Annotated in this window: 19 protein-coding genes; 12 read left to right on the top strand and 7 right to left on the bottom strand. The window is 68.2% G+C overall.

From position 1 onward, the window contains the following. The first annotated feature begins 126 nt into the window (after window positions 1–126). Window positions 127–1,011 (top strand): MurR/RpiR family transcriptional regulator, encoded by an 885-nt coding sequence (locus KPB06_RS17555; protein WP_060316274.1) that lies wholly within the window; start codon window positions 127–129, stop codon window positions 1,009–1,011. 57 nt (window positions 1,012–1,068) lie between these two features. Here KPB06_RS17555 and KPB06_RS17550 read toward each other — a convergent pair whose 3' ends face one another. Then, a complete protein-coding gene (locus tag KPB06_RS17550; protein ID WP_060316271.1) occupies window positions 1,069–2,589 on the bottom strand; it encodes a CoA-acylating methylmalonate-semialdehyde dehydrogenase in 1,521 nt (506 codons plus the stop codon). A 109-nt stretch (window positions 2,590–2,698) separates the two neighbouring features. Here KPB06_RS17550 and KPB06_RS17545 point away from each other — a divergent pair, with 109 nt between their 5' ends. The 7 genes from KPB06_RS17545 (at window position 2,699) to KPB06_RS17515 (ending at window position 10,004) form a co-directional block, all read left to right on the top strand. After that, a complete protein-coding gene (locus tag KPB06_RS17545) occupies window positions 2,699–3,634 on the top strand; it encodes a LysR family transcriptional regulator (RefSeq protein ID WP_060965936.1) in 936 nt (311 codons plus the stop codon). Between the two features lie 116 nt (window positions 3,635–3,750). Next, window positions 3,751–3,978 carry a sulfurtransferase TusA family protein gene (locus tag KPB06_RS17540; protein WP_006402122.1) on the top strand — a complete coding sequence of 76 codons (228 nt, stop codon included), beginning with the start codon at window positions 3,751–3,753 and terminating at the stop codon, window positions 3,976–3,978. A gap of 210 nt (window positions 3,979–4,188) precedes the next feature. Then, complete coding sequence (locus KPB06_RS17535; RefSeq protein WP_099316329.1) at window positions 4,189–4,623, top strand: peptidase; 435 nt, start codon at window positions 4,189–4,191, stop codon at window positions 4,621–4,623. 268 nt (window positions 4,624–4,891) lie between these two features. Further along, the gene (locus tag KPB06_RS17530; protein WP_027784223.1) at window positions 4,892–5,596 is read left to right on the top strand and encodes a response regulator transcription factor; all 705 of its coding nucleotides are present in this window, start codon (window positions 4,892–4,894) and stop codon (window positions 5,594–5,596) included. After that, window positions 5,593–6,954, top strand: coding sequence for a FecR family protein (locus tag KPB06_RS17525; protein WP_104012268.1), 1,362 nt, complete (start codon window positions 5,593–5,595; stop codon window positions 6,952–6,954). Before KPB06_RS17530 ends, KPB06_RS17525 begins: the two co-directional genes overlap by 4 nt. 10 nt (window positions 6,955–6,964) lie before the next feature. After that, window positions 6,965–9,352: a CHASE2 domain-containing protein gene (locus KPB06_RS17520; RefSeq protein ID WP_104012267.1), complete on the top strand. Its 2,388-nt coding sequence runs from the start codon at window positions 6,965–6,967 to the stop codon at window positions 9,350–9,352. Window positions 9,353–9,389: 37 nt separating this feature from the next. Beyond that, window positions 9,390–10,004: a DUF4136 domain-containing protein gene (locus KPB06_RS17515; protein WP_104012266.1), complete on the top strand. Its 615-nt coding sequence runs from the start codon at window positions 9,390–9,392 to the stop codon at window positions 10,002–10,004. 53 nt (window positions 10,005–10,057) lie between these two features. On the opposite strand, the gene galU is transcribed toward KPB06_RS17515, so the two are convergent. Together galU and KPB06_RS17505 are read right to left on the bottom strand one after the other, a co-directional pair. Continuing rightward, complete coding sequence (galU, locus tag KPB06_RS17510) at window positions 10,058–10,942, bottom strand: UTP--glucose-1-phosphate uridylyltransferase GalU (protein WP_059575861.1); 885 nt, start codon at window positions 10,940–10,942, stop codon at window positions 10,058–10,060. 87 nt (window positions 10,943–11,029) lie between these two features. Then, window positions 11,030–13,897, bottom strand: coding sequence for a valine--tRNA ligase (locus KPB06_RS17505; protein WP_275906183.1), 2,868 nt, complete (start codon window positions 13,895–13,897; stop codon window positions 11,030–11,032). Between the two features lie 303 nt (window positions 13,898–14,200). Here KPB06_RS17505 and KPB06_RS17500 point away from each other — a divergent pair, with 303 nt between their 5' ends. From KPB06_RS17500 to KPB06_RS17490, 3 genes are all read left to right on the top strand, one after another. After that, window positions 14,201–14,626, top strand: a complete 426-nt coding sequence (locus KPB06_RS17500; protein ID WP_059575857.1) for a type VI secretion system amidase immunity protein Tai4 — start codon at window positions 14,201–14,203, stop codon at window positions 14,624–14,626. Between the two features lie 142 nt (window positions 14,627–14,768). Beyond that, entirely contained in the window at window positions 14,769–17,132 is a 2,364-nt protein-coding gene (locus KPB06_RS17495; RefSeq protein ID WP_059575855.1) for a UvrD-helicase domain-containing protein, read from the top strand. Further along, window positions 17,132–17,926, top strand: a complete 795-nt coding sequence (locus KPB06_RS17490; RefSeq protein WP_373680922.1) for a 5'-methylthioadenosine/adenosylhomocysteine nucleosidase — start codon at window positions 17,132–17,134, stop codon at window positions 17,924–17,926. The genes KPB06_RS17495 and KPB06_RS17490 overlap by 1 nt, the downstream gene beginning before the upstream one ends. 68 nt (window positions 17,927–17,994) lie before the next feature. Here KPB06_RS17490 and KPB06_RS17485 read toward each other — a convergent pair whose 3' ends face one another. Then, window positions 17,995–19,230: an MFS transporter gene (locus KPB06_RS17485; RefSeq protein ID WP_059640682.1), complete on the bottom strand. Its 1,236-nt coding sequence runs from the start codon at window positions 19,228–19,230 to the stop codon at window positions 17,995–17,997. 404 nt (window positions 19,231–19,634) lie between these two features. On the opposite strand from KPB06_RS17485, the gene KPB06_RS17480 reads away from it, so the two are divergent. Next, the gene (locus KPB06_RS17480) at window positions 19,635–21,308 is read left to right on the top strand and encodes a methyl-accepting chemotaxis protein (protein ID WP_275920500.1); all 1,674 of its coding nucleotides are present in this window, start codon (window positions 19,635–19,637) and stop codon (window positions 21,306–21,308) included. A gap of 21 nt (window positions 21,309–21,329) precedes the next feature. Here the strand turns inward: KPB06_RS17480 and KPB06_RS17475 are convergent, their stop codons facing one another. Genes KPB06_RS17475 through KPB06_RS17465 form a run of 3 tightly spaced genes read right to left on the bottom strand, consistent with a single transcriptional unit; the run spans window position 21,330 to window position 24,622 of the window. Next, window positions 21,330–22,205 (bottom strand): efflux RND transporter periplasmic adaptor subunit, encoded by an 876-nt coding sequence (locus KPB06_RS17475; RefSeq protein WP_059575847.1) that lies wholly within the window; start codon window positions 22,203–22,205, stop codon window positions 21,330–21,332. Window positions 22,206–22,217: 12 nt separating this feature from the next. Continuing rightward, window positions 22,218–22,421, bottom strand: coding sequence for a DUF1656 domain-containing protein (locus KPB06_RS17470; RefSeq protein ID WP_006476212.1), 204 nt, complete (start codon window positions 22,419–22,421; stop codon window positions 22,218–22,220). Continuing rightward, a complete protein-coding gene (locus KPB06_RS17465; protein ID WP_275906182.1) occupies window positions 22,418–24,622 on the bottom strand; it encodes an FUSC family protein in 2,205 nt (734 codons plus the stop codon). Before KPB06_RS17465 ends, KPB06_RS17470 begins: the two co-directional genes overlap by 4 nt. Window positions 24,623–24,633: the final 11 nt, after the last annotated feature.

Raw genomic sequence — 24,633 nt, 5'->3', positions numbered from 1 at the left:
AGCACGCGGCACGGGCCGTGCCGCAAACGTGATTAAATTCGCCCTTCATGCATGTATCCAGTCGAGCCCCGGGCCGCGCCCGCCAGCCACGCGCGCGCATCGGGGCCGTCAACTTCGCGCTATCCGATGAGTTCATCCGAGAAACCTCCCGCCACCGTCGAGGCGTTCCTGCAGCACCTGACGCAGGAGTACGACGGCCTCAGCAATCGCCTGAAGGTGATCGCGCGCCACGTGGAAACGCATCGGGACCAGCTTGGGCTGGAAGGCATCCAGTCGCTCGCGGAGGCCTGCGGCGTCCAGCCGTCGGCCGTCGTGCGCTTCGCGAAGCACTTCGGCTTTTCCGGCTTCTCCGAGATGCAGCGGCTGTTCCGCGAAGGGCTCGCGCAGCAGATCGCGCCGGGGCGCGCATACAACCTGCGGCTGCGCGACGTGATCGAAGCCGGTTCGTCGAGCCTGCAGCCCGAACAGATCGCCGACGAATTCATCAAGGGCAGCATCGCCGGGATGCAGCAGTTGCGGCAGACGCTCGACTCGCAGGCGCTCGCGCGGGCCGTCGACCTGCTCGCCGATACGCAGGCGATCTGGATCGCCGGGTCGCGGCGCGCGTTTCCGATCGCCGTGTATCTGGACTATGCGCTGCAGCACACCGACAAGCGCATCGGGCTGTTCAGCGCGCTCGGCAGCATGCATCTCGGGCAGATCCGGTCGGTGCGCGAGGGCGACGTGATGATCGCGATCTCGTTCATGCCGTACGCGGACGAGACCGTGCAGGTCGCGCAGCAGGCCGCGCAGCGCGGCGCGCGGCTGATCGCGATCACCGACAGCCGGATGAGCCCGCTCGCGCGGGAGGCCGAGGTGACGCTGATGGTGCAGGACAGCGCGACGTTCGGGTTCCGCGCGCTGACCGCGACGATGGGCCTCGCGCAGAGCCTGTTCGTCGCGCTCGCGTACCGGCTCGAGCTGTCCTATATGCCGACCGCCGACGGCGCGCACGGCACGAAAGCCGGTTGATCTCGACGGGCTGCGCACCGCCCGCCGAACGGCTCGACGGGCTGCGCACCGGCCGGCTTACTTCGCGGTCGGCATTGCGAATTCGGCGCCCTTGCCGATGCTCGACGACCAGCGCTGCATCACCGACTTCTGGCGCGTGTAGAAGCGCACGCCTTCCTCGCCGTACGCGTGCATGTCGCCGAACAGGCTCTTCTTCCAGCCGCCGAAGCCGTGCCACGCCATCGGCACCGGGATCGGCACGTTGATGCCGACCATGCCGACCTGGATGCGCCGCGCGAATTCGCGCGCGATGCCGCCGTCGCTCGTGAAGCATGAAACGCCGTTGCCGAACTCGTGCGCGTTGATCAGGTCGACCGCTTCGCCGAAATCCTTCACGCGCACGCAGCCGAGCACCGGCCCGAAGATCTCTTCCTGGTAGATCCGCATGTCGGGGCGCACGTGATCGAACAGCGTGCCGCCGGTGAAGAAGCCGGCCTCGCGGCCCGGCACGCGCAGCCCGCGCCCGTCCACCACCAGTTGCGCGCCTTCGTTCACGCCCTGCTCGATATAGCCTTCGATGCGCTTGAGCGCTTCGCCGGTGACGATCGGGCCCATCTCGACTTCCGGCGACATCCCGTCGCCGATCACCAGCTTGCGTGCGCGTTCGGCGACCGCCGGCACGATCTTGTCGGCCACGTCGCCGACCAGCACCGCGATGCTGATCGCCATGCAGCGCTCGCCGGCCGAGCCGTACGCGGCGCCGATCAGCGCGTCGACGGCCTGCTCGATGTTCGCGTCGGGCATCACGACGAGGTGGTTCTTCGCGCCGCCGAGCGCCTGCACGCGCTTGCCCGACTGCACCGCGCGCTGCTGCACGTACGCCGCGATCGGCGTCGAGCCGACGAAGCTGACGGCCTGCACGTCCGGGTGGTCGAGCAGCGCATCGACCGCGTCCTTGCCGCCCTGCACGACGTTGAACACGCCGGCCGGCAGGCCCGCCTGCGTGAGCAGGTCGGCGATGAACAGCGCGGCCGACGGGTCGCGCTCGCTCGGCTTCAGTACGAACGTGTTGCCCGTCGCGATCGCGACCGGGAACATCCAGCACGGCACCATGCACGGGAAGTTGAACGGCGTGATGCCCGCGACGACGCCCAGCGGCTGGCGCATCGTCCAGTTGTCGATGCCGGTGCTGACCTGGTCGGTGAAGTCGCCCTTCAGCAGTTGCGGCACGCCGCATGCGAATTCGACGATGTCGATGCCGCGCGCGACTTCGCCTTGCGCGTCCGAGAACACCTTGCCGTGCTCGGCGGTGATGATCGCCGCGAGCGTGTCGCGGTGCTCGTTCATCAGTTGCAGGAAACGGTGCAGCACGCGTGCGCGGCGGATCGGCGGCGTGTCGGCCCAGGCCGGGAACGCGGCGTGGGCGGCGGCGACGGCCTGCCGCACTTCGCTGTCGTCGGCCAGCGCCACGCGACGCACCGCGCGACCGAGCGCCGGATTGAGGACGTCCTGGAAGCGGCCGCTGCGGCCGGCGACGGGCGCGCCGTCGATGTAGTGGCCGACGTCGGCGTCGGACGTATACGCGGGAACCGTGGTCATGCGTGTCTCCTGGGGATGAAGGCGAACAGCGCCCAGTCTAGGGAAACCGGCAGGGCGGGAGAAGTCCGCCAAACTTGATTCACTGTTCAGAATTCTGAATAATCGGCGGATGAATCAGCAAAATGTCCAGGCGCTCTGGCCGCATATCCATTCGCTGACGGTGCTGGCCGCGGCGGGCAGTTTCACGGCTGCCGCGCAGCGGCTCGGCATCAGCAAGGCCGCGATGAGCCAGCGCATCGCCGATCTCGAAAAGGCGGCCGGCGTGCCGCTCGTGCGCCGCACCACGCGCAGCGTGCGGCTCACCGATGCGGGCCAGACACTCGTCGACAGCACGCGCGACGCGTTCGAGTCGATCGGCCAGCATTTCGCGCGCGTGAAGGATCTCGCCGGCGAGCCGCGCGGGCTGCTGCGCGTGACGGTGCCGGTCGCGCTCGGGCGCCAGCAGGTCGTGCCGCACCTGCCCGATTTCCTGCGCCGGCATCCGGGCGTGCAGATCGAGCTCGACCTGTCGGATCGCCTGCACTCGCTGACGCAGGAAGGCTTCGATCTCGCGATTCGCCATACGACCACCGCGCCGCAGACCCACGTCGCGTGGAAGCTGTGCGACACGCGTTCGCTGCTGGTCGCGAGCCGCGACTATCTCGACGCGCGCGGCGCGCCGCGCCACCCGGGCGAGCTCGTCGATCACAGCTGCCTGTGCTACCTGCGCGAGAACGAGCCGGCCGCGTGGAGCTTCGAGCCGGACGGCCGCCGGCGCGAGCGCGTGAGCGTGCCGGTGCGCGGCAGTTTCGCGGCGAACAACAGCGAGGCGATGCGCGAGGCCGCGCTCGGCGGGCTCGGCATCGCGCTGCTGCCCGATTTCAGCGCGCGGCGCGATCTCGATGCCGGCCGCCTCGTCGCGCTGCTCGACGGCTGGCGGCCGTCGGGCGCGTTCGGCGACCATATTTTCGCGATCCGCCCGTACAGCCCCGTCGTGCCGAGCGCGGTGCGCGCGCTCGTGCGGCACCTGCGCGAACGGCTCGCGGGCGGTTTCTCCGGCGCATGAGCCGGATGCCGGCGGGCGCCGGGCCGTGGGCGCCCGGGCAGGCGCGGCGGCGCTGCGGTAAAATCGCGGCTTCCTCCCGCGCCAGGTGTGGCGCGTCATTCGAAGGTCGACAGCCGATGCAGATTCACAAGGAAGTGGACGCGCGCGGGCTCAATTGCCCGTTGCCGATCCTGCGTGCCAAGAAAGCGCTTGCCGATATGGAAAGCGGGCAGATCCTCAAGGTGCTCGCGACCGATCCGGGCTCGCAGCGCGATTTCGCCGCGTTCGCGAAGCAGACGGGCAACGAGATCGTCGAATCGACGACGCAGGACAAGACCTTCGTGTTCCTGATGCGCCGCCGCTGAAGGCGCGCATTCCCCATCCCGCCGCGGCAGGCTTCCGGCCGGCCGTGTCTTGCCGCTCCTTTCTGACAATTCTTAAACCTCGTCGCGCGACCGGCTGCGTATACTGAGCCGGCCGGTCGTCCGCTCCCAGCGGAGGCGCCGGCCACGGTACGTCGCACGGCGGGCTCGGGGGCCATGCCTGACGCTACCGTCGTACAACGGGGAGAGGACATGTCCTTCAGACCAGGGACCTTTGGAAGCCCGTCCGGAGCGGAAAGCATTGCGCCCGTGCGCACGTCGGAATTGAGCCGGATCGAGCTCGATCCGCAACAGGACCGCCACGCGCGTGCCGCGCTGGAGGCGTATGCGGATTCGGCCGCGGCCGAGATGCCGTGGCTGGCCGAGTGGCTAGACGAACGGCTGCGCGATGCCGCGCGGGACGACGGCTCGGGCCCGACCTACTGCGGCGCGACGATCGAGCGCGTGTTCGATCTGGCGCAGGCATGGGCGGCGGGCCAGCCCGACTACGCGGCCGGCGCGTGGGAGCGTGTGCGCGACCAGCTGCAGCGGATGCTTGCGCAACGGCCGCTGGCGGAGCCGCCGTCGCCGCGCGTGCCGACAGACGACTGTGCCGAGCCGGTGGCCGGCATCGCGGGCGCCGAATAGGCGTCCGGTTGCGCAACAGAAGGGATTATTCGAAGAAAGGGCGATAGTCCGCGCAATTTCTTGGCGAATTTCATACTACTATGATGAAATCGCCGGTTCGTCCGTGCCCCGTTTTTGAGATATTTAGCCGGGGTCGCCGGGGTGCGCAGGAGGCGCGAGCGGCGAACGACGGCTCGCCGGCCGGTATCCGGAACGCCGCGCGCATGCTGCGCGGCCGGGGCAGGCGCGGGAGCCGAATGGACGAACCGACTTCGATTTGCGGGGTGCTATGAGAATTGCTGTACTGGATGACGATCCGGCCCAGACGGATTTCGTCAGTCAAACGCTGACGGCCATCGGCCACACGTGCTACGCGTTCAAGGAAGGCAAGGCCCTGAAAAAGCGCCTGCAGCGCGAGACGTTCGATCTGCTGGTGCTCGACTGGAACGTGCCCGACATGTCCGGCGAGGAAGTGCTCAAGTGGGTGCGCGCCAACCAGACCGAGCACAGCCTGCCGATCATCTTCATGACGAGCCGCGACGACGAGGCGGGTATCACGCAGATCCTCAACGCCGGCGCCGACGATTACGTGGTCAAGCCCGTGTCGGGCCCGATCCTGCGCGCGCGCATCGGTTCGCTGCTGCGCCGCGCGTATCCGGTCAACGCCGAGGCGACCGTTCGCGAGTTCGACCAGTTCCGTTTCGATGTGAACCTGAAGCAGGCGTACGTCGGCGACAAGGCCGTGAGCCTCACGCAAAAGGAATTCGAGCTCGCGCTGCTGCTGTTCCAGCATCTCGACCGGCCGCTGTCGCGCGCGCACATTCTCGACCTCGTGTGGAAGCAGGCGACCGACATCCCGTCGCGCACGATGGATACGCACATTTCGATGCTGCGCACCAAGCTCGGCCTGCGGCCCGAAAACGGCTACCGTCTCGCGCCGATCTACGGGTACGGCTACCGGCTCGAACGGGTCGGCCAGGGGGAACCGGAGTGATCACGCGAATCGCGCCGCGCACGGCGAGCCTGCGTACGGCGGCGCTGCAAGCGGCCTGCGCGGCGGCGTTGGCGTTCGCCGTGCAGCCCGCCGTCGCGCAGCCGCCCGCCGCCGCGGGAAAGATGGTCGTCTATCGCACGCAGGCGGGCGACACGCTGTACGACGTCGCCGCGCGCTACCTGCAAGGCGCGGACGACTGGCAACTGCTCCAGCAGATCAACGGCGTGCCGGCGCCGAAGCACCTGCAGCCCGGCATCGCGCTGAAGCTGCCGGTCGCGCGGCTGCGCAAGGAAAAGCTCACCGCACGCGTGGTCGCGGTGCAGGGCACGGCCGAGCGCGCGTCCGGCGGCGCCTTCGCGCCGCTCGCGAACGATGCGACGCTCGCCGAAGGCGACCGCGTGCGCACGGGCGCGAACGGCTTCGTGACGATCGAGCTGAGCGACGGCACGCACATGAGCCTGCCGCCCGACAGCCAGCTCGACCTGAAGTCGTTGCGCCGCACGGTGCTGACCGGCACGCTCGATCGCGAGTTCGAGCTCACGCGCGGCTCGGTCGACAGCGAAGTCACCCACCTGAAGAAACGCGACGACCGCTTCCAGATCCGCTCGCCGTCGGTCGTGGCAGGCGTGCGCGGCACGCGCTTTCGCGTGAACTACGACGCGGCCGGCAATGCGACGACGCGCGTCGAAGTGCTCGACGGCACCGTCGGCGTCGCGGGCGGCCGGCGGCCGGCCGACGCGACCCTCGTGCATGCGAATTTCGGCAGCGTCGCGACGTCGTCCGGCGCGGTCGGCGCGCCCGTCGAACTGCTGGGCGCGCCAACGCTCGCGCATCCCGACAAGGTGCAGGACGAGCCCGACGTCGCCTTCGACGTCACGCCGCTCGCGCAGGCGCATGCGTATCGCGTGCAGCTCGCGCACGATGCGGGGCTGCTCGACCTGTTCCGCGAAACGCGTACCGATTCGCCGCGCGCGGTGTTCCGCGACGTGCCGAACGGGAATTACTTCGTGCGGATCGCCGCGATCGATGCGAACGGCCTCGAGGGGCGGCCGCGCACCTATGCGTTCGAACGCCGCGTGATGGGGCTCGACGCGAGCGCGTCGCAGGGCGCGGGCGGTTACGAGTTCCGCTGGTCGCCGAATGGCTCGGGCAAGAACGCGCGTTACCGCTTCGTGCTGTCGCGCTCGAAGGACCTGAGCGCGCCGGTCGTCGATCAGGTCGGCCTGCACGCGCGCCAGATCACCGTCGCGCACCTGCCGCCGGGCGACTATTTCTGGGCCGTGACCGTCGAGGATTTCGAAGGCGGCAGGTTCTACGAGAAGACCAGTCCGGTCAGCGCGTTCACGTTGTCGCGCTGACCCGCGGCGCATGAGACACGACTCCGTTTCTCCGCGGCGGCGCCTCGGCCGCCGCTTCCTGATCGAATGGATCGCGATCGGCTGCCTCGGGATCGCGGTGATCCTCGCATGCGCGCTCGGCCGCCTGTCGTCGAGCGTCGACGGGCTGATCTACGACCGGCTGCTGATGCTGCGCAGCCTGCCGCTGTCACCCGACGTGGTCGTCGTCGACATCGACAACCAGAGCGTATCCGCGCTCGGTCGCTGGCCGTGGCCGCGCGACGTGCACGCGCGGCTGCTCGACACGCTCGCGCGCGCACAGCCGGCCGCCGTCGTCTACGACGTGCTGTTTACCGAACCGTCGCCCGAGGATCGCGCGTTCGCGGACGCGATGAGCCGCGTGCCGACCTTTCTGCCGGTGCTGCTGAGCCCCGAGCAGGCGGACGGCGCGCGTTCCGTCGATCCGCCGGTCGCCGCGCTCGCCGCGCGCGCGACGGGGCTCGGCCATATCAATCTCGAAGTCGATCGCGACGGGATCGTTCGCAGCGTCGCGCTGTTCGAAAGCGACGGCCGCGTGCGCTGGCCGCAACTGATGGTGCCTGTGTACCGCGCGATCCAGGCCGGCCGGCTGCACCCGGTCGGCGGCGTGCCCGGCGCGAACGCGCACGACCTGTCGCGCGATGCGGCGGGCGAGGGCCGCTACCTGATTCCGTTCAGCCGCAACACGCCCGCGTATCCGACGCTGTCGTTCGACGACGTGCTCGAAGGGCGCGTGAAGCCCGACGCCCTGCGCGGCAAGATCGTCGTCGTCGGCGTGACCGCGTCCGGGCTGTACGATCGCTTCGCGACGCCGGTGTCCGGCGAGTTCGGTCCGCTCGCCGGCGTGTACATCCATGCGAACGTGCTCGACATGCTGGCGACCGGCAGCGCGATCTCGCCCGCGTCGCGCGCGGGATTGTTCATCGCGTCGCTGCTGCCGCTCGCCGTGTTGCTGGGCGGCTTCCTGATGCTGTCGCCGTGGCGCGCGCTGCTGCTGACGCTGAGCCTGGCCGCGCTCGCCGTGGTCGCGAGCGTGGCGCTGCTGTTCGAGGCGCGCATCTGGCTGACGCCGGCGCCGGCGATCTTCGGGCTGATCGCCGTCTACCCGATCTGGAACTGGCGGCGGCTGGAAATGACGATGTCGTATCTGCGTCGCGAGCTGCAGAAGCTCGCCGACGAGCCGCACCTGCTGCCCGAGGCGCCGCGCACGCGCAACGTCGGCGGCGACGTGCTCGAGCGGCAGATGGCGCTGATGGCGCAGGCCGCGCAGCGCGTGCAGGACATGAAGCGCTTCGTGTGGGACAGCCTCGACAGCATGCCCGAACCGATCTTCGTGACCGACCTCGCCGGTACCGTGCTGATCGCGAATCATGCGGCCAAACGCTACGGGTCGCGGCTCGCGCTGCCGCTGCCGGAAGGACGGCCGCTGCGCATCGCGCTCGGCGAGCTGACGTTCATGAAGACGGTCGACGGCAACGCGGAGCACGACGCGGCGATCCGCGAGCACTGGCCGGCCGCGCTCGACCCGACGCTCGAGGCCGAGCACGACGCGATGGCGCGCGGCATCGAGGTGCGCGACCGGGACGGGCTCGACCATCTGCTACGCTACGCCGCGTGCACGAACGCGCAAGGTCGCGTGACCGGCTGGATCGCCGGCCTCGTCGACGTGACCGAGCTGCACGCGGCCGAGCGGCAGCGCGAGGAAGCGCTGCACCTGCTGTCGCACGACATGCGTTCGCCGCAGTCGTCGATCCTCGCGCTGGTCGAGATCGAGCGCGACCGCGTCGAGAGCGATGCGATGCGCGGGCTGCTCGCGCGGATCGAGCGCTATGCGCACCGCGCGCTGTCGCTCGCCGACGAGTTCGTGCAACTGGCGCGCGCCGAGTCGCAGGCGTACCAGCTCGAGGTGACGAGCCTCGTCGACGTGCTGATCGATGCGAGCGACGAGGTGTGGCCGCAGGCGCAGGCGAAACACATCCGGATCGAGACCGACGTGGGCGCCGACATGTGCTGGGTGCGCGCGGACCGCTCGCTGATCACGCGCGCGTTCGTGAACCTGCTGAACAACGCGGTCAAATACAGTCCGTCCGACACGGTGATCACGTGTACGCTGACGGTCGAGCACGCAACGAAGCGGATGTTCTGTACGATTCGCGATCAGGGGTACGGCATCGCGCCGGAAGATCAGCGGCATCTGTTCGAGCGTTTCAAGCGGTTCCATGCCGGCGAGCGGCCCGAAATCTCGGGTTCCGGGCTCGGCATGGCGTTCGTGAAGACGGTCGTCACGCGCCATGGGGGCAGCGTGTCGGTCGACAGCGAAGTGGGTGTCGGCACCGCGGTGACGGTGTCGCTGCCCGCGATCGACGAGCCGTCCGCCTGACAGGGCCGGGCGCGACGGCAGGCATTTGGGGAAAGCCATGAGAAAGCAATGGGCGGCGGCCGCGCTGGCGGCGTCGCTGTTGGCGGGTTGCGCCGGCGTCACGAGCGGCGTGAGTGCGGTCGGGCAGTCGGATGCGTTCGCTTCCGGTGCGCACGGCTACGATTTCGTGCGGACGGCCGCGCAGGCGGGCGATGCCGAGTACCGGCAGATCGAGACGCTCGTGCGCGACGAGCTCGCGCGCCGCGGCTTCGATGCGCAGCCGCTCAAGGACGCGCGTTACCGGTTGTCGATCGCGTACGCGACCCAGCCGGCGGCGGTCGCGGCAAGCGCCGAGCGCTGCGGCGCGGCAAGCAGCGCATGCGTGACGGTCGACGGGCCCGCGCCGCTCGCGCTGCCGTTCATGGGCCGCGTGTACCGCCACGTGCTGACGCTGCGGTTCGTCGATGCGAAATCGGGCGCAGACGTCTATCGCGTGTCGGCGTCGCTGCGCGATCGCGATCCGGGCACGCAGCAGGCCGCGCCAGCGCTCGTGAAGAGTGCGCTGGCGAAGGTCCCATTCGGCGACGGCACCGGCTGGCTGGTCAAGACGAAAAAAGACGACGCGGGCGGCATGCCGGGCGTCGTCTCGGTGAAGCCGGCCGACGCGCGCTGAAGGCGCCGGCCGCAACGTGAGGGCGGGCCCGCCGGGGCAGGCCCTTGCCGCGTTCAGACGGCCGGTTGGCCGCCGTCGCGGGTGCGCAGGTACGTTTCGAACTCCGCGCCGACTTCCGGGTGGCGCAGCGCGAATTCGACCGTCGCCTTCAGGTAGCCGAGCTTGCTGCCGCAGTCGTAGCGCGTGCCCTGATACTTGTAGGCCAGCACCTGTTCGTCGGCGAGCAGTGCCTGGATCGCGTCGGTGAGTTGCAGTTCGCCGCCCGCGCCCGGTTTCAGCGCGCGCAGGTGCTCGAAGATCCGCGGCTTCAGGATGTAGCGTCCGACCACGCCGAGGTTCGACGGCGCGACTTCCGGCGCCGGCTTCTCGACGATCGCCGACATCTTGACGATCGACTCTTCCCATTCCTTGCCGTCGACGATCCCGTACGATTTCGTCTCCGACGGCGGGATCTCTTCGACGCCGATCACCGAGCTGTGATAGTGGTCGAACACGTCGACCATCTGCTTCATCACCGGCGGGTTGCCGTCGAGCAGGTCGTCCGCGAGGATCACCGCGAACGGATTGTCGGCGACCAGCTTTTCCGCGCACAGCACCGCGTGGCCGAGGCCGAGCGCTTCCGGCTGGCGCACGTAGAAGCAGTCGACATGGCTCGGCTTGATGCTGCGCACCAGCTCGAGCAGCTTTTCCTTGCCGCGCGCCTCGAGTTCGGCCTCGACTTCGTACGATTTGTCGAAGTGGTCCTCGATCGCGCGCTTGCTGCGCCCGGTCACGAAGATCATCTCGGTGATGCCGGCAGCGATCGCTTCCTCGACCGCGTACTGGATCAGCGGCTTGTCGACGACCGGCAGCATTTCCTTCGGGCTCGCCTTCGTTGCCGGCAGGAACCGCGTGCCGAGACCGGCCACGGGGAATACCGCCTTGGTGACTTTCAACATGATCGAACCTTTATTCCTGTAATCGACTTGTCAGACGGTCTATGTTCACGTCCGCATTATAGTGAACGCAAATGACCTTACCCTTTGTTACGCAGGCAACCGATCGAGCTGAGCACGCAGTTTTTCGAGCGTGCTCTGGAATTCCGCGACGCGTTTTTGCTCCTGTTCGACCACGGCCGGCGGCGCTTTCGCGACGAAAGCCTCGTTGCCGAGCTTCGCGTTGCACTTCGCGATCTCGCCCGTCAGGCGCGTGATTTCCTTCGCCAGGCGCTCGCGTTCGGCCGCGACGTCGATTTCCACCTTCAGCACCAGCTTGTTCGGGCCGCCGATCGCGATCGGCGCGCCGTGCGCCTGCTGGTCGAGCGACGCTTCGTCGGCCAGGATCTGCACTTCCGACAGGCGCGCGAGCGCCTGGACGTACGGCGCGAACGAGCGCAGGCGCTCGGCGTCGCCGGCGGCCAGCAGCGGCACCTTGGTGGCCGGCGACAGGTTCATCTCGCCGCGCAGGTTGCGGCACGCGTCGACGATCGCCTTCAGGTCGGCCGCCCACTGCTCGGACGCCTCGTCGATCTTCTGCAGGTTCGCGATGGGGTAGGCCTGCGTCATCAGCGACGCCTCGCCGTCGGCCTTGCCCTGCGGATAACGGCCGGCGAGCGGCGCGACCTTCTGCCAGAGCGCTTCCGTGATGAACGGGATGACCGGATGCGCGAGGCGCAGCACCGTTTCCAGCACGCGCAGCAGCGTGCGGCGCGTCGCGCGCTGCTGTTCCGGCGTGCCGTTCTGGATCTGCACCTTCGCGAGTTCGAGATACCAGTCGCAGTACTCGTCCCACACGAACTTGTAGATGCTGCTCGCGATGTTGTCGAAGCGGTAATCGGCGAAACCCTTCGCGATGTCGGCTTCGGTGCGCTGCAGCAGCGACACGATCCAGCGGTCCGCCGCGGAGAAATCGAGGTAGCCGCCGGGGCCGCAGTCGCCCGCGCCGCACACTTCGGGCTTGTCGGCGCCGCAGTCATGGCCTTCGCAGTTCATCAGCACGAAGCGCGTCGCGTTCCACAGCTTGTTGCAGAAGTTGCGATAGCCTTCGCAGCGCGCGAGGTCGAAGTTCACGTTGCGGCCGAGCGTCGCCATCGACGCCATCGTGAAGCGCAGCGCGTCGGTGCCGAACGCCGGAATGCCGTCCGGGAATTCCTTGCGCGTCTTCTTCTCGATCGTGGCGGCCTGCTTCGGGTTCATCAGGCCCGTCGTGCGTTTCGCGACCAGCGTGTCGAGATCGATGCCGTCGACGATGTCGATCGGGTCGAGCGTGTTGCCCTTGCTCTTCGACATCTTCTGGCCTTCCGCGTCGCGCACGAGGCCGTGCACGTACACGGTGTGGAACGGCACCTTGCCGGTGAAGTGCGTCGTCATCATCACCATCCGGGCGACCCAGAAGAAGATGATGTCGAAGCCGGTGACGAGCACCGACGACGGCAGGAAGTGCTGCAGTTCGGGCGTTTCGTTCGGCCAGCCGAGCGACGAGAACGGCACGAGCGCGGACGAGAACCACGTGTCGAGCACGTCCTCGTCGCGCTTGAGCGCGCCCGCATAGCCCTTCGCCGCGGCCTGCGCACGCGCTTGCTCCTCGTCGCGCGCGACGAACACCTCGCCGTTCTCGCCGTACCACGCGGGAATCTGGTGACCCCACCACAGCTGGCGCGAGATGCACCAGTCCTGGATGTTTTCGAGCCACTGGTAGTAGGTGGTCGTCCAGTTTTCCGGCACGAACTTGATCTGGCCGCTGCGCACGACGTCGAGCGACGTTTCGGTGATCGACTTGCCCGGATTGAACGTGCCTTCCGGCGCCGGCTTCGTCATCGCGACGAACCACTGGTCGGTCAGCATCGGCTCGATCACGACGCCCGTGCGGTCGCCGCGCGGCACCATCAGCTTGTGCGGCTTCACCGAGTCGAGGAAGCCCTGCGCGTCGAGGTCGGCGACGATCGCCTTGCGCGCGTCGAAGCGATCGAGGCCGCGATACTGCTCGGGGCCGTTGTCGTTGATCTTCGCGTCCAGCGTCAGGATCTCGATCGGCGCGAGGTTGTGGCGCAGGCCGACCTGATAGTCGTTGAAGTCGTGCGCGGGCGTGACCTTCACGACGCCCGTGCCGAATTCGCGGTCGACGTAGTCGTCGGCGATCACCGGGATCTCGCGGCCCGTCAGCGGCAGCGTGACGAGCTTGCCGATCAGGTGCGCGTAGCGTTCGTCTTCCGGGTGGACCATCACAGCGACGTCGCCGAGCATCGTCTCGGGGCGTGTGGTCGCGACGGTCAGCGAGCCCGAACCGTCGGCGAGCGGGTAGCGGATGTGCCACAGGTGGCCGTTTTCTTCCTCGCTCACGACTTCGAGGTCCGACACGGCGGTGAGCAGCACCGGATCCCAGTTGACGAGGCGCTTGCCGCGATAGATCAGGCCCTGTTCATAGAGCGTGACGAACACGTCGCGCACGGCGGCCGACATCTTGTCGTCCATCGTGAAGTATTCGCGCGACCAGTCGGTCGACGCGCCGAGGCGGCGCACCTGGCCGGTGATCGTCGAGCCGGATTTCTGCTTCCATTCCCACACGCGCTCGACGAACTTCTCGCGGCCGAGGTCGTGGCGCGACACGCCCTGCGCGTCGAGCTGGCGCTCGACGACGATCTGGGTGGCGATCCCCGCGTGGTCGGTGCCGGGCACCCACAGCGTGTTCTCGCCGAGCATCCGGTGGTAGCGGGCGAGGCCGTCCATGATCGTCTGGTTGAACGCGTGGCCCATGTGCAGCGTGCCGGTGACGTTCGGCGGCGGCAACTGGATCGCGAAATCGGGGCGCGCCGGATCGAATGCCGGGGCGGCATAGCCGCGTTTTTCCCACTCGGGCCCCCATTGGGACTCGATGGTGTGGGGTTCGAAGCTCTTCGCCAGCGTGTTGTCGCTCATGGTGGAAATTTGCCGAAAAATGCGTGTTGGAGACTTGAACCCGACATTATAAATCGCCAGGCGTCGAGTGAGCCGTTCGCGGCCTGCGGTCAGTTCGTACGTGTCCAATTGCTGACGCGTGTTGCGAGCGCTAACTTGCGGGTCTGGCTGTGGATGTAAGTAGGGCCTTTTCGAGGTGCATGGGTGGAGTGACGCCAGCGGGCATGCGACGCTGTTCAATGGGCGCCAGCGCTACGACGCTTGTTATTTCAACGAGCCGGGGGCGAACTATCGCACTAGCCGCGCTTGTTTCTGGACGCTCAAATGAACGTTTTTCGGGCAGTCTGCGCCGTCGCGCTATGTTCGGCACTGTCTGCCGAAGCGGCCGATTCCGTCATGGCCGTGCGGCGCACCAATGCGGAGAATTACAAGGACAGGGCGTTGGCGGCCTGCCTGTCGATCGCTTACCGAGGATCGCCGGCAGGCAAGGATGCCGAAATGACCAAGAGTGCGTTCCTGGAATGGACTTATTACGATGACGAGAAGGGCGATCCGGCGGTCGAGCGCCTTGCTGAACACTATTTGCACCGCGATTACGGCAATCCCGTGGAAGGTTACGCCGGGGCCGAATTTGCTCTGCTGAAATGCCTGGACCTGTATCACGGCCCCGAGCTCGACGAACAAGTTCGCCGGTATGTCCGACATCCCGACTGGATCGGCGACAAACCCGCCAGGCGGCCCAGGAAATAACGCGGGTGACGGGCGCCGAAGCCGTCGCCGGCAGGAAAGTGGCATCGTCGGGACGCGATGCCACATCGGTCGGCCACGGCATTGCACGCGACGGACTTATAATGTCGGGTCCGCATTTTTCTCGCCCGTCAGCTGCCGCTCCATGCCCGATCTGCTCGCCAATCTGAACCCCGAACAACTCGCCGCCGTCACGTTGCCGAACGAACCGGCGCTGATCCTCGCAGGGGCGGGCAGCGGCAAGACCCGCGTGCTGATCACGCGCATCGCGTGGCTGATCCAGCAGGGCTACGCATCGCCGCCCACCGTGCTCGCCGTCACCTTCACGAACAAGGCCGCGCGCGAGATGATGGCGCGCCTGTCGGCGATGATGCCGATCGACACGCGCGGGATGTGGATCGGCACGTTCCACGGCCTGTGCAACCGGATGCTGCGCACGCACTGGCGCGACGCCGGCCTGCCGCAGACTTTCCAGATCCTCGACACGGCCGATCAGTTGTCCGCGATCAAGCGGTTGATGAAGGCGGCGAACGTCGACGACGAAAAGTACCCGCCGAAGAACGTCCAGTACTTCATCAACAACGCGAAGGAGCAGGGGCTGCGCCCGGACAAGGTCGACGCGACCGACAACTTCAACCGCAAGTTCGTCGAGCTGTACCAGGCGTACGACCAGCAGTGCCAGCGCGAAGGCGTCGTCGACTTCCCCGAGCTGCTGCTGCGCTGCTACGAACTGCTCGCGTACAACGCGCCGCTGCGCGCGCATTACCAGGCGCGCTTCCGGCACATCCTCGTCGACGAATTCCAGGACACCAACAAGCTGCAGTACGCGTGGCTCAAGATGCTGGCAGGCGGCGAGAACGCGATCTTCGCGGTCGGCGACGACGACCAGTCGATCTACGCGTTCCGCGGCGCGAACGTCGGCAACATGCGCGACTTCGAAGACGAGTTCCGCGTGCGCAACCTGATCAAGCTCGAGCAGAACTACCGGTCGCACGGCAACATTCTCGATGCGGCGAACCAGCTGATCTCGAACAACGCGCACCGCCTCGGCAAGAACCTGCGCACCGACGCCGGCCATGGCGAGCCCGTGCGCGTGTACGAAGCCAGCACCGATTCGCAGGAGGCCGGCTGGATCGTCGAGGAGATCCGTTCGCTGATCAATACCGGGATGGCGCGCAGCGAAGTGGCCGTCCTGTACCGCAGCAACGCGCAGTCGCGCTCGATCGAGCACACGCTGATGTCGTCCGGCATTCCGTACCGCGTGTACGGCGGCCTGCGCTTTTTCGAGCGGCAGGAAGTGAAGCACGCGCTCGCGTACCTGCGCCTGATCGACAACCCGAACGACGACACCGCATTCGCACGCGTCGTGAACTTCCCGACCCGCGGAATCGGCGCGCGCTCGGTCGAGCAACTGGCCGACGCGGCGCGCCTGTACGGCTGCTCGATGGCCGCCGCGATTCCGTACGTGACGGGCAAGGCCGGCACGAGCCTCGGCGGGTTCGCGAACCTGATCGCGAAGATGCGCGCCGACACGCAGCATATGAATCTGCCCGACACCGTCGAGCACATCGTGCGCGCGAGCGGTCTCGCCGATTTCTACCAGGGCGAGCGCGAAGGCCAGGATCGCCTCGAAAACTTGCAGGAACTCGTGAACGCGGCCACCGCGTTCATCGCCGAGGAAGGCTACGGGCTCGACACGCCGGCTCGCTCGATCCCGCTGCGCGCGGGCGCGATCGCGGCGCCCGAGTTGGGCACGGCGACCGACGATCCGGCGCTCGACGTGCTCGATGCGGCGTCGCCCGCCGACCCCGCCCAGAACCCCGACACGATGACGCCGCTCGCCGGCTTCCTGTCGCACGCGTCGCTGGAGGCCGGCGACAACCAGGCGCAGGCCGGACAGGACGCGGTGCAGCTGATGACCGTGCACGCGGCGAAGGGGCTCGAGTTCTCGGCCGTGTTCATCACGGGGCTCGAGGAAGGGCTGTTCCCGCACGAGAACAGCGTGCTCGAATCGGACGGCCTCGAGGAAGAGCGCCGGCTGATGTACGTCGCGATCACGCGCGCGAAGGAGCGGCTCTACCTGTCGTTCGCGCAAAGCCGGATGCTGCACGGCCAGACCCGCTACAACGTGCGCTCGCGCTTCTTCGACGAACTGCCGGAGCACGTGCTGAAGTGGCTCACGCCGAAGGTCGAGGCCGGCTCGCGCTGGGGCGGGCGCTCGGACAACGCCGGTTACGGGCGCGACTGGTTCGCGCGCCCCGGCGGCGGCAGTCGCGAGCAGATCGTCGATGCGGCCGTGTCCGCGCCGCTGCCCGCGTTCGCGGACAAGCAGCGCGCGGCCGACGCCGGCTTCCGGGTCGGCCAGCAGGTATTCCATACGAAGTTCGGCGAAGGCACGGTCACCGCGCTCGAAGGCAACGGCACCGATGCGAAGGCGCAGGTGAAGTTCAAGCGCCACGGCGAGAAGTGGCTCGCGCTCGCGGTCGCGAAACTGCAGGCGGTGGAATGATGGACGTCGACCTGGGTGTTGCGCCTGCCGCGCGTCCGCTCGGCATTCTGGCCGCGCTGCCGGAGGAACTCGGCGACCTGATCGCCGCGATGCGCGCCGACGGCGCGATGAAGACGGTCACGCTCGGCCGCCGCGATTATCACGTCGGCACCGTGCACGGCGCGGCCTGCGTCGTCACGCTCGCGCGGGTCGGCAAGGTCGCGGCCGCCGCGACGGTCAGCGCGCTGATCCACGTGTTCGGCGTGTCGGGCGTGGTGTTTACCGGCGTCGCGGGCGGCGTGTCGCGCGCGGTGCGCGTCGGCGACGTCGTCGTGGCCGATACGCTGCTGCAGCACGATCTCGATGCATCGCCGCTCTTTCCGCGCTACGAGGTGCCGCTGCTCGGCATCACGCGTTTCGCGACCGACGCGGCGCTGACGGCCCGCTTGCGGGCCGCGTGCGCGCTGTTCGTCGACGAAGAGGGCGCGCGGTTCGCCGAGCGCTTCGGGCTCGCCGGCGCGGCGCTGCACGCGGGGCTCGTCATCAGCGGCGACCGCTTCGTGTCGAGCGAGCGGGAAGTGCTCGCGCTGCGCGACGCGCTGCCGGACGCGCTCGCGGTCGAAATGGAAGGCGCGGCGATCGCGCAGGTGTGCGCCGAACACGACGTGCCGTTCGCGCTCGTGCGCACGATCTCCGATACGGCCGACGACCACGCGACGCAATCGTTCTCGCACTTCCTGTCGGCGATCGCGGGCAGCTACTCGTCCGGCATCCTCAAGCGTTTCCTGACGCTGCATGCGACGACGGCGGCCTGAAGCCGCCGTCGAACCCTTCTCCATTCGAATCGGCCGGCCGCGGCGCGTGTGCCGCGGCCGGCCGGTCGTCATGCCTGCTTGCGCCCGCTGCCTTCGAGGTTCGGCAGGAACACCGTCAGCACGCCGATCAGCGGCAGGAACGAGCACACCTTGTAGACGAACGGGATGCTCGTCGCGTCCGCGAGCTGGCCGAGCACGGCGGCACCCACGCCGCCCAGGCCGAACGCGAAGCCGAAGAACAGGCCCGCGACCATCCCGACCTTGCCGGGCATCAGCTCGGTCGCATAGACGAGGATCGCGGCGAACGCCGACGCCAGCACGACGCCGATGATCACGGTCAGCACGCTCGTCCAGAACAGGTTCGCGTACGGCAGCAGCATCGTGAACGGCGCGACGCCGAGGATCGACACCCAGATCACGTACTTGCGGCCGATCCGGTCGCCGACCGGGCCGCCGATCAGCGTGCCGGCCGCCACCGCCGCGAGGAACACGAACAGGTGGATCTGCGCGGCCTGCACCGACAGATGGAACTTGTCGATCAGGTAGAACGTGAAATAGCTGTTGATGCTCGCGAGGTAGAAGTACTTCGAGAACACGAGCAACACCAGCACGCCGATCGCCCCCATCACGCGGCCGCGCGACAGCGTCGGGTGGCCGGCCGACGCGGCCTTCTTCTTCATCGACGGATGCTTTTTGTACCAGTGGCCGATCTGCGTGAGCACGATCATCGCGACGAGCGCGGCCGCCGAGAACCACGCGATGCTGTGCTGGCCGTGCGGAATGATCACGAGCGCGGCGAGCAGCGGCCCGAGCGCGGAGCCTGCATTGCCGCCCACCTGGAACACCGACTGCGCGAGCCCGTGCCGGCCGCCCGACGCCATCCGCGCGACCCGCGACGATTCGGGATGGAACACCGACGAGCCGCAGCCGACGAGCGCGGCGGCCACGAGCAGCATCGGGAAATTCGACGCCGCCGACATCAGCAGCAGCCCCGCGAGCGTGAAGCCCATGCCGACCGGCAGCGAATACGGCTTCGGACGCTTGTCGGTATAGAGGCCGACGAGCGGTTGCAGCAAGGACGCGGTGATCTGGTAAGTGAGCGTGATCAGGCCGATCTGCGCGAACGACAGCGCGAACTGGCTCTTGAGCATCGGGTAGATCGCGAGGATCAACGACTGGATCATGTCGTTGAGCATGTGCGAGAAGCTGATCGCGCCGAGCACCGGGTAGACGGTGCGGGCAACGGGTGGTGCGGACGGCTGGGCGGCGGCTGCGCCGGCCCGGGAGTCGAGGCTGGTTTCCATGTGAACTGAACGAGTTGAGGTGGCAGGCGCGCTCTGTTGGGGATCGGCGCGTGGGTTGATTCGTTGATGCGTCAATGAAGTGTAATGTGGCGTATCAAGAATGTCAGGCCAAGTTTTATCGCGAATCGGACATTCGTCGGACGGATCGGCTGCTGCGTGCTTTTTTGGACGGGTATAACGCTGGCGGCGCGTCCGCCCTTCGGCGGGCCGCGCCGGGGCCCGGTGCGTGTTTTTCCGGACTCAAGAAACGGCGGTGGCGGCCGTAGAACGACCCAATGACAACACGCGCGCCGCGCCTGGCGCCGGCTACCCGCCGGGCGGGCGCAGGACGCGCGGGATGGCCTGCCATCGCGGGACAGCCGGACCGACCTTTCCGGCAGCGTGATCCATACGGGGATAGTTCGATGAAAGCAGCATCTTTGCATCCACAGCCCGGTGCGGCAGCCGCCGCATCCGACGTCGCCGCCGGTCGCGTCACGCGACGCGCGCGAGCGGCGCGCCGAGAGCGCCGGCCGTGGACCGTCAAGGCGACGTTGCGCGCCGCATTCGCGATCCTGCTGGCCGGTACGCTCGCGATCGGCGTGTTCTCGCTATGGCAGATCAGCCGGCTGAACGCGTCGATCGCGTCGGTCTACGAGCAGGGCCACGTCGCGAGCCGGGCGGCGGCGGAGGTGCGGGCCGAGGTGCTGCGCGCGAGCCGCGCGCAGAAGATGCTGCTGACCGCGACCACCGCGAAGGAGCGTGACGAACTCGGCGCCGAAGTGAGCGCGGGGCTCGCGTCGATCGGCCAGGCGCTCGGCACGCTGCAGCGCTATGCGGATCCGGCCGACGCTGGCGATTCGGCGCGGCTGCGCGCGTTCTCGACGGCGGTTGGCACGTGGAGCGCGCATCTGCGCGATTTCGTCACGCTGGTGCGCGCGCAGCCGCTCGACCTGTCGCAGATGAACTGGCAGGTCGGCACGCAGGACGTGTCGCTGCTGGTCGAAACCAGCAAGCTCGAAAAACTCGTCGCCGAACTCGTGAAGACGCGCGGCGAAAAGTCGAAGGCGACGCTCGATGCGTCCGCGACCATTTTTTCGTCGTCGTTCGCGATGATCGCGGCAATGACGGCCGCGCTGATCGTGCTGGCCGTCGCGATCGCCGAACGCGTCGTACGACGCCTCGCGTCGCAGCTCGGCGGCGAGCCCGCGCTCGCGAAGGAAATTGCCGCGGACATCGCGCGCGGCGACCTGACGCGGCCGATCACGCTCGGCCGGCACGATCGCGACAGCATGGTGCGCGCGCTGGCCGAGATGCAGACGGGGCTCGCGGCAACCGTGGGCGAGATCGCGGTGAGCGCCGAAGCCATCGCGGCCGCGTCCGGCGAGATCTCGACCGGCAACCTCGACCTGTCGCGGCGCACCGAGCAGCAGGCCGTCGCGCTCGAGCGCACCGCGGCCAGCATGGAGCAGCTCACGTCGACCGTGCGGCAGAACGCCGAGAACGCGCGGCAGGCGAGCACGCTCGCGGCCAATGCGTCGGCGGTGGCGGAGACGGGCGGGGAAGTCGTCGGGCGCGTGGTCGCGACGATGAGCGAGATCGACGACAGCGCGAAGAACATCCGCGACATCATCGGCACGATCGAGGGGATCGCGTTCCAGACCAACATTCTCGCGTTGAACGCGGCGGTCGAGGCCGCGCGCGCCGGCGAGCAGGGGCGCGGTTTCTCGGTGGTCGCCGGAGAGGTGCGGCTGCTCGCGCAGCGCTCGGCGACCGCGGCCAAGGAGATCCGGGAACTGATCGGCGCGTCGGTCGAGCGCGTGGCGAACGGTGCGGCGCTCGCGCACGACGCCGGCCGCACGATGGACGACGTGGTGCGTGCGGTCAAGCGCGTGACCGACATCATCGGCGAGATTTCGGCGGCGTCGGACGTGCAGAGCGCGGGGATCGACGAGATCGGCCGCGCGGTCACGCAGATGGACGCCGGCACCCAGCAGAACGCGGCGCTCGTCGAACAGGCGGCCGCGGCCGCGAACGCGCTCGACGAGCAGGCGCAGGCCTTGAAGGCGCTGGTCGGGCGCTTCCGCATCGCACACTGAGCGTGCGGCGCGCCCCGCCGATTACCGCTTCTTCTGCTTGTCCGGATCGATGATGACCGTGCAGGTCGTGCCCGCCGACAGCACCACGTCGGCCGGCACTTCGTCGATCTTGATGCGCACCGGCACGCGCTGCGCGAGACGCACCCAGTTGAAGGTCGGGTTCACGTCCGCGACGAGGTCGCGGCTTTGCGGGTTGTCGCGATCGTAGATGCCGCGCGAGATGCTCTCGACGTGGCCCTTCATCACGCCGCCGCTCATCAGCCGCATTTCGGCCGGCGCGCCGATCTTCACGCGCGGCAGCTTGGTTTCCTCGAAGTAGCCGTAGACCCAGAACGAGTGGCTGTCGACGATCGCGAGCTTCGCCTGGCCGGCCACCGCGTAGTTGCCCTTGAAGGTCTGCAGGTTCGTGATGTAGCCGTCGACCGGCGAGACGACGCGCGTGCGTTCGAGGTTGAGCTTCGCGGCGTCGAGCGCGGCGAGCGCCTGCTGGTACTGTGCTTCGGCGCTCGATGCGCTGTGCGCCGCGTTCTCGCGGTTTTCCTTCGATACCACGAGCGCATCGAGGTCCGCGCGGCGGGCCGCATCGTCGCGGCGCATCTGCAGTTCCGCGCGGCGGGCGGCCACCGCCGCCTGCGCCTGCTCGACCGCGATCTGGTAGTGCGACGGATCGATCTGCATGATCAGGTCGCCTTTCTTCACGAGCTGGTTGTCATGCACGGGCAGCTCGACGATCGCGCCCGACACGTCCGGCGCGACGTTGACGATCTCCGCGCGCACGCGCCCGTCGCGCGTCCACGGATCGTCCATGTAGTGCACCCACAGCGAGCGCCCGATCAGGATCGCGACGAGAAGGATGACGGCGGTCGCGACGAAGCCGAAGAGTTTTCTGAGCATCATGATGGTTCGGAATCAACGGTAAACGGCAAGACTCAGTCCGCCGCAAATGCAGACGAGAAGGCAGGCCCTGAACAGCGACGGGTGCCAGACGAGACGGTAGAGGCCCGTGTAGGCGAGCAGGCGGTCGACGGCCCAGGTCGCGATCGCGCCGAGGACGAACATCAGCACCACCGTGGGCATGTAGGCATCGAGAATGGCGATTTCACGCGGCATCATGACGAGGCTCCTGGTTGGGGACGCACGGGGCGGTTGCGGTTGAGCGGCTCGAGCGGCGATTCCGGGTCGAGCAGCGCGGTCCGCACGAAATGCAGATGGCTCAGGATGCGCTGCAGCCGGTGGCGCTCTTCACGCGACGGCTCGACCGCGTCGAGCGTTTGCCGGGTCGCGTCGATCGCCGCATTGGTCGCGGCGAGCGTCGCGTCGAAGCGCGCGGCGCTCGGCTTCGAGAACAGCGCCGACAGCGCCGTGCGCATCGTCTCGATCGCGCGACGCCACGGCATCGTGCTCGCATAGCGCGGGTCGGGCGGCAGCGCCGCAAGCTCGTGACGCAGGTCGATCGTCGCGTTGCCGGCTTCGAGCACCGCGAACATCCAGCGCAGTGCGTCGCGCTGCACGTCGGGCTGGTCGGCCGACAGCGTATGCGCCTGGTACATCAGGTCGCGCGCGCCGCTTTCGAAGCGCGTGCGCAGGCCCGCGAGCCGTGCGTGGCCTGCCGCGACGACCTGATGGCGCAGATCGGCGAACAGCCGTTTCTTGAGCCACGGCGCGGTCGGCGGGAACAGTACCGCGAACGCGATCGCCGACACCAGCATCGACAGCACCAGTGCGAGCGCATCGTTCATGAAGCTCGTCGGGTCGTAGTGCGTGACGTTGTCCGGGCCGGCGAGGAAACAGAAGAAGATCAGGTAGCCCATCCCGTAGCCCGCGAGCTTCGGCTTCAACGACATGTAGATGCCGATGGCGAGCAGCGGCGCGAGCGCGACGCACAGCAGCGGGAAGCCGTCGATGTGCGGGTAGATGCCGAACATCAGCAGGAAACCCGTGCAGACGGCGAGTGCCGTGCCCATGCCCATCTGCGCGGCCATCGCGGTCGGGCGCGGCGCCGACGACGCGAGCGCGCAGGCCGACGCCGCCGTCAGCGTCATCGTCACGCCGCTTGGCCAGGCGGTCTCGATCCAGAACCAGCCGAGCACGAGGATCACGATCGCGGTGCGAATCGCCGCGATCGCCGTCGCCGTCGCGTTGGTGCGCGGCTCGTAGCGTTCGATCCAGCGTTCGCGCTCGTGCGTCGCGCTCGACAGCGACGCGTAGGTCGCTGCGTACTCGCGCAGGTCGGTGATGAAGCGGTACAGCAGCTCGGCGGCCGTATCGAAGTCGAGCAGCGGAAACGCCGGCTGCGTTTCGAGCGTCGCGCGCGTCGCGCGGATGCGGCGCGGCAGCGCGTCGCGCCACGCGAGCAATTGTTCGGCCGTATGCGCCGCGTCGGTTGCCGTGCGCACGGGTTCGCCGGCGGGCGTCAGCAGCAGCGGCGCGATTTCGCGGAAGTACGGCTCGATCGCGTCGATCGCGGCCTGCGCGCCGGTCGCATGCAGCCGGTTCATCAACTGATGCAGCGCATGGAAACGGCTCGACGCGCTCATGAACTCGCTGTTCAGCCGCGCGAGGCGGCCGCTGCGCATCCGCGTGTCCGGATTCTCGAACACGGCCATGCTGCGCGCGGCCTCGAACCCGACCACGTCGGCGACGAAGCGCGTATGGATGGTTTCGATATGCGCACGGTCGAGCTGGCCCGAAAGCGTCGACGCGACGTAATCGACGAAGGTGCCGAAGCGCTTGCGTACCGTCGTGCGCATCTGCTCGCCCGTGTACTGCGGGAACACGAGTGCGCTGACGACGCCGGCCGACACGATCCCGACCATGATTTCGGCCACGCGCGTCAGCGCGCTCATGAACGCGCCGTCCGGGTGCTGCGACGCGGGCAGGCCGATCAGCGCGGTCGTGTAGCCGGCCAGCAGGAAGCCGTAGCTGCGGAAGTTGCGGTTGCGCGCGGCGCCCGCCGTGCACAGGGCGATCCACAGCGCGATCGCCAGCAGGAACAGTTGCGGCTGCTGCGGGAACAGCCCGACGAAGGTGAGCGTCGCGATCAGCCCGAAGATCGTGCCGGCGACCCGGTAGAAGCTCTTCGCGAGCACCGCGCCGCTTTGCGGCTGCATCACGATGAAGACGGTCGTCATCGCCGTTTTCGGCGCGGGCAGGTCGAGCCGCATCGACACGCCGGTCGCGATGAACGCGGCGAGCAGCGCCTTGAACAGGTAGAGCCACGCGGCGCCGTCGGTGCGGGCCCAGTCGCCGAACGCGGCGTACCAGGCCGCGAATGGGCCGCCGGCGGGCGTGGAAGCGGGGGAGGAGGCTGACATGGCGGCGCTCC

The sequence above is a fragment of the Burkholderia semiarida genome (genome assembly GCF_029268935.1).
GTDB classification, from domain to species: Bacteria; Pseudomonadota; Gammaproteobacteria; order Burkholderiales; family Burkholderiaceae; genus Burkholderia; species Burkholderia semiarida.
The sequence above is the reverse complement of the archived record's forward strand: the minus strand, read 5'-3'. Positions and strand labels throughout refer to the sequence as shown.

Coding starts and splice junctions, on each gene's coding strand:
- KPB06_RS17485 (WP_059640682.1), bottom strand. CDS start 19,230: ATGGAAACCAGCCTCGACTCCCGGGCCGGCGCAGCCGCCGCCCAGCCG.
- KPB06_RS17520 (WP_104012267.1), top strand. CDS start 6,965: ATGAGACACGACTCCGTTTCTCCGCGGCGGCGCCTCGGCCGCCGCTTC.
- KPB06_RS17465 (WP_275906182.1), bottom strand. CDS start 24,622: ATGTCAGCCTCCTCCCCCGCTTCCACGCCCGCCGGCGGCCCATTCGCG.
- KPB06_RS17555 (WP_060316274.1), top strand. CDS start 127: ATGAGTTCATCCGAGAAACCTCCCGCCACCGTCGAGGCGTTCCTGCAG.
- KPB06_RS17470 (WP_006476212.1), bottom strand. CDS start 22,421: ATGATGCCGCGTGAAATCGCCATTCTCGATGCCTACATGCCCACGGTG.
- KPB06_RS17475 (WP_059575847.1), bottom strand. CDS start 22,205: ATGATGCTCAGAAAACTCTTCGGCTTCGTCGCGACCGCCGTCATCCTT.
- KPB06_RS17505 (WP_275906183.1), bottom strand. CDS start 13,897: ATGAGCGACAACACGCTGGCGAAGAGCTTCGAACCCCACACCATCGAG.
- KPB06_RS17550 (WP_060316271.1), bottom strand. CDS start 2,589: ATGACCACGGTTCCCGCGTATACGTCCGACGCCGACGTCGGCCACTAC.
- KPB06_RS17535 (WP_099316329.1), top strand. CDS start 4,189: ATGTCCTTCAGACCAGGGACCTTTGGAAGCCCGTCCGGAGCGGAAAGC.
- KPB06_RS17515 (WP_104012266.1), top strand. CDS start 9,390: ATGAGAAAGCAATGGGCGGCGGCCGCGCTGGCGGCGTCGCTGTTGGCG.
- KPB06_RS17480 (WP_275920500.1), top strand. CDS start 19,635: ATGAAAGCAGCATCTTTGCATCCACAGCCCGGTGCGGCAGCCGCCGCA.
- KPB06_RS17545 (WP_060965936.1), top strand. CDS start 2,699: ATGAATCAGCAAAATGTCCAGGCGCTCTGGCCGCATATCCATTCGCTG.
- KPB06_RS17530 (WP_027784223.1), top strand. CDS start 4,892: ATGAGAATTGCTGTACTGGATGACGATCCGGCCCAGACGGATTTCGTC.
- galU (WP_059575861.1), bottom strand. CDS start 10,942: ATGTTGAAAGTCACCAAGGCGGTATTCCCCGTGGCCGGTCTCGGCACG.
- KPB06_RS17500 (WP_059575857.1), top strand. CDS start 14,201: ATGAACGTTTTTCGGGCAGTCTGCGCCGTCGCGCTATGTTCGGCACTG.
- KPB06_RS17490 (WP_373680922.1), top strand. CDS start 17,132: ATGGACGTCGACCTGGGTGTTGCGCCTGCCGCGCGTCCGCTCGGCATT.
- KPB06_RS17540 (WP_006402122.1), top strand. CDS start 3,751: ATGCAGATTCACAAGGAAGTGGACGCGCGCGGGCTCAATTGCCCGTTG.
- KPB06_RS17495 (WP_059575855.1), top strand. CDS start 14,769: ATGCCCGATCTGCTCGCCAATCTGAACCCCGAACAACTCGCCGCCGTC.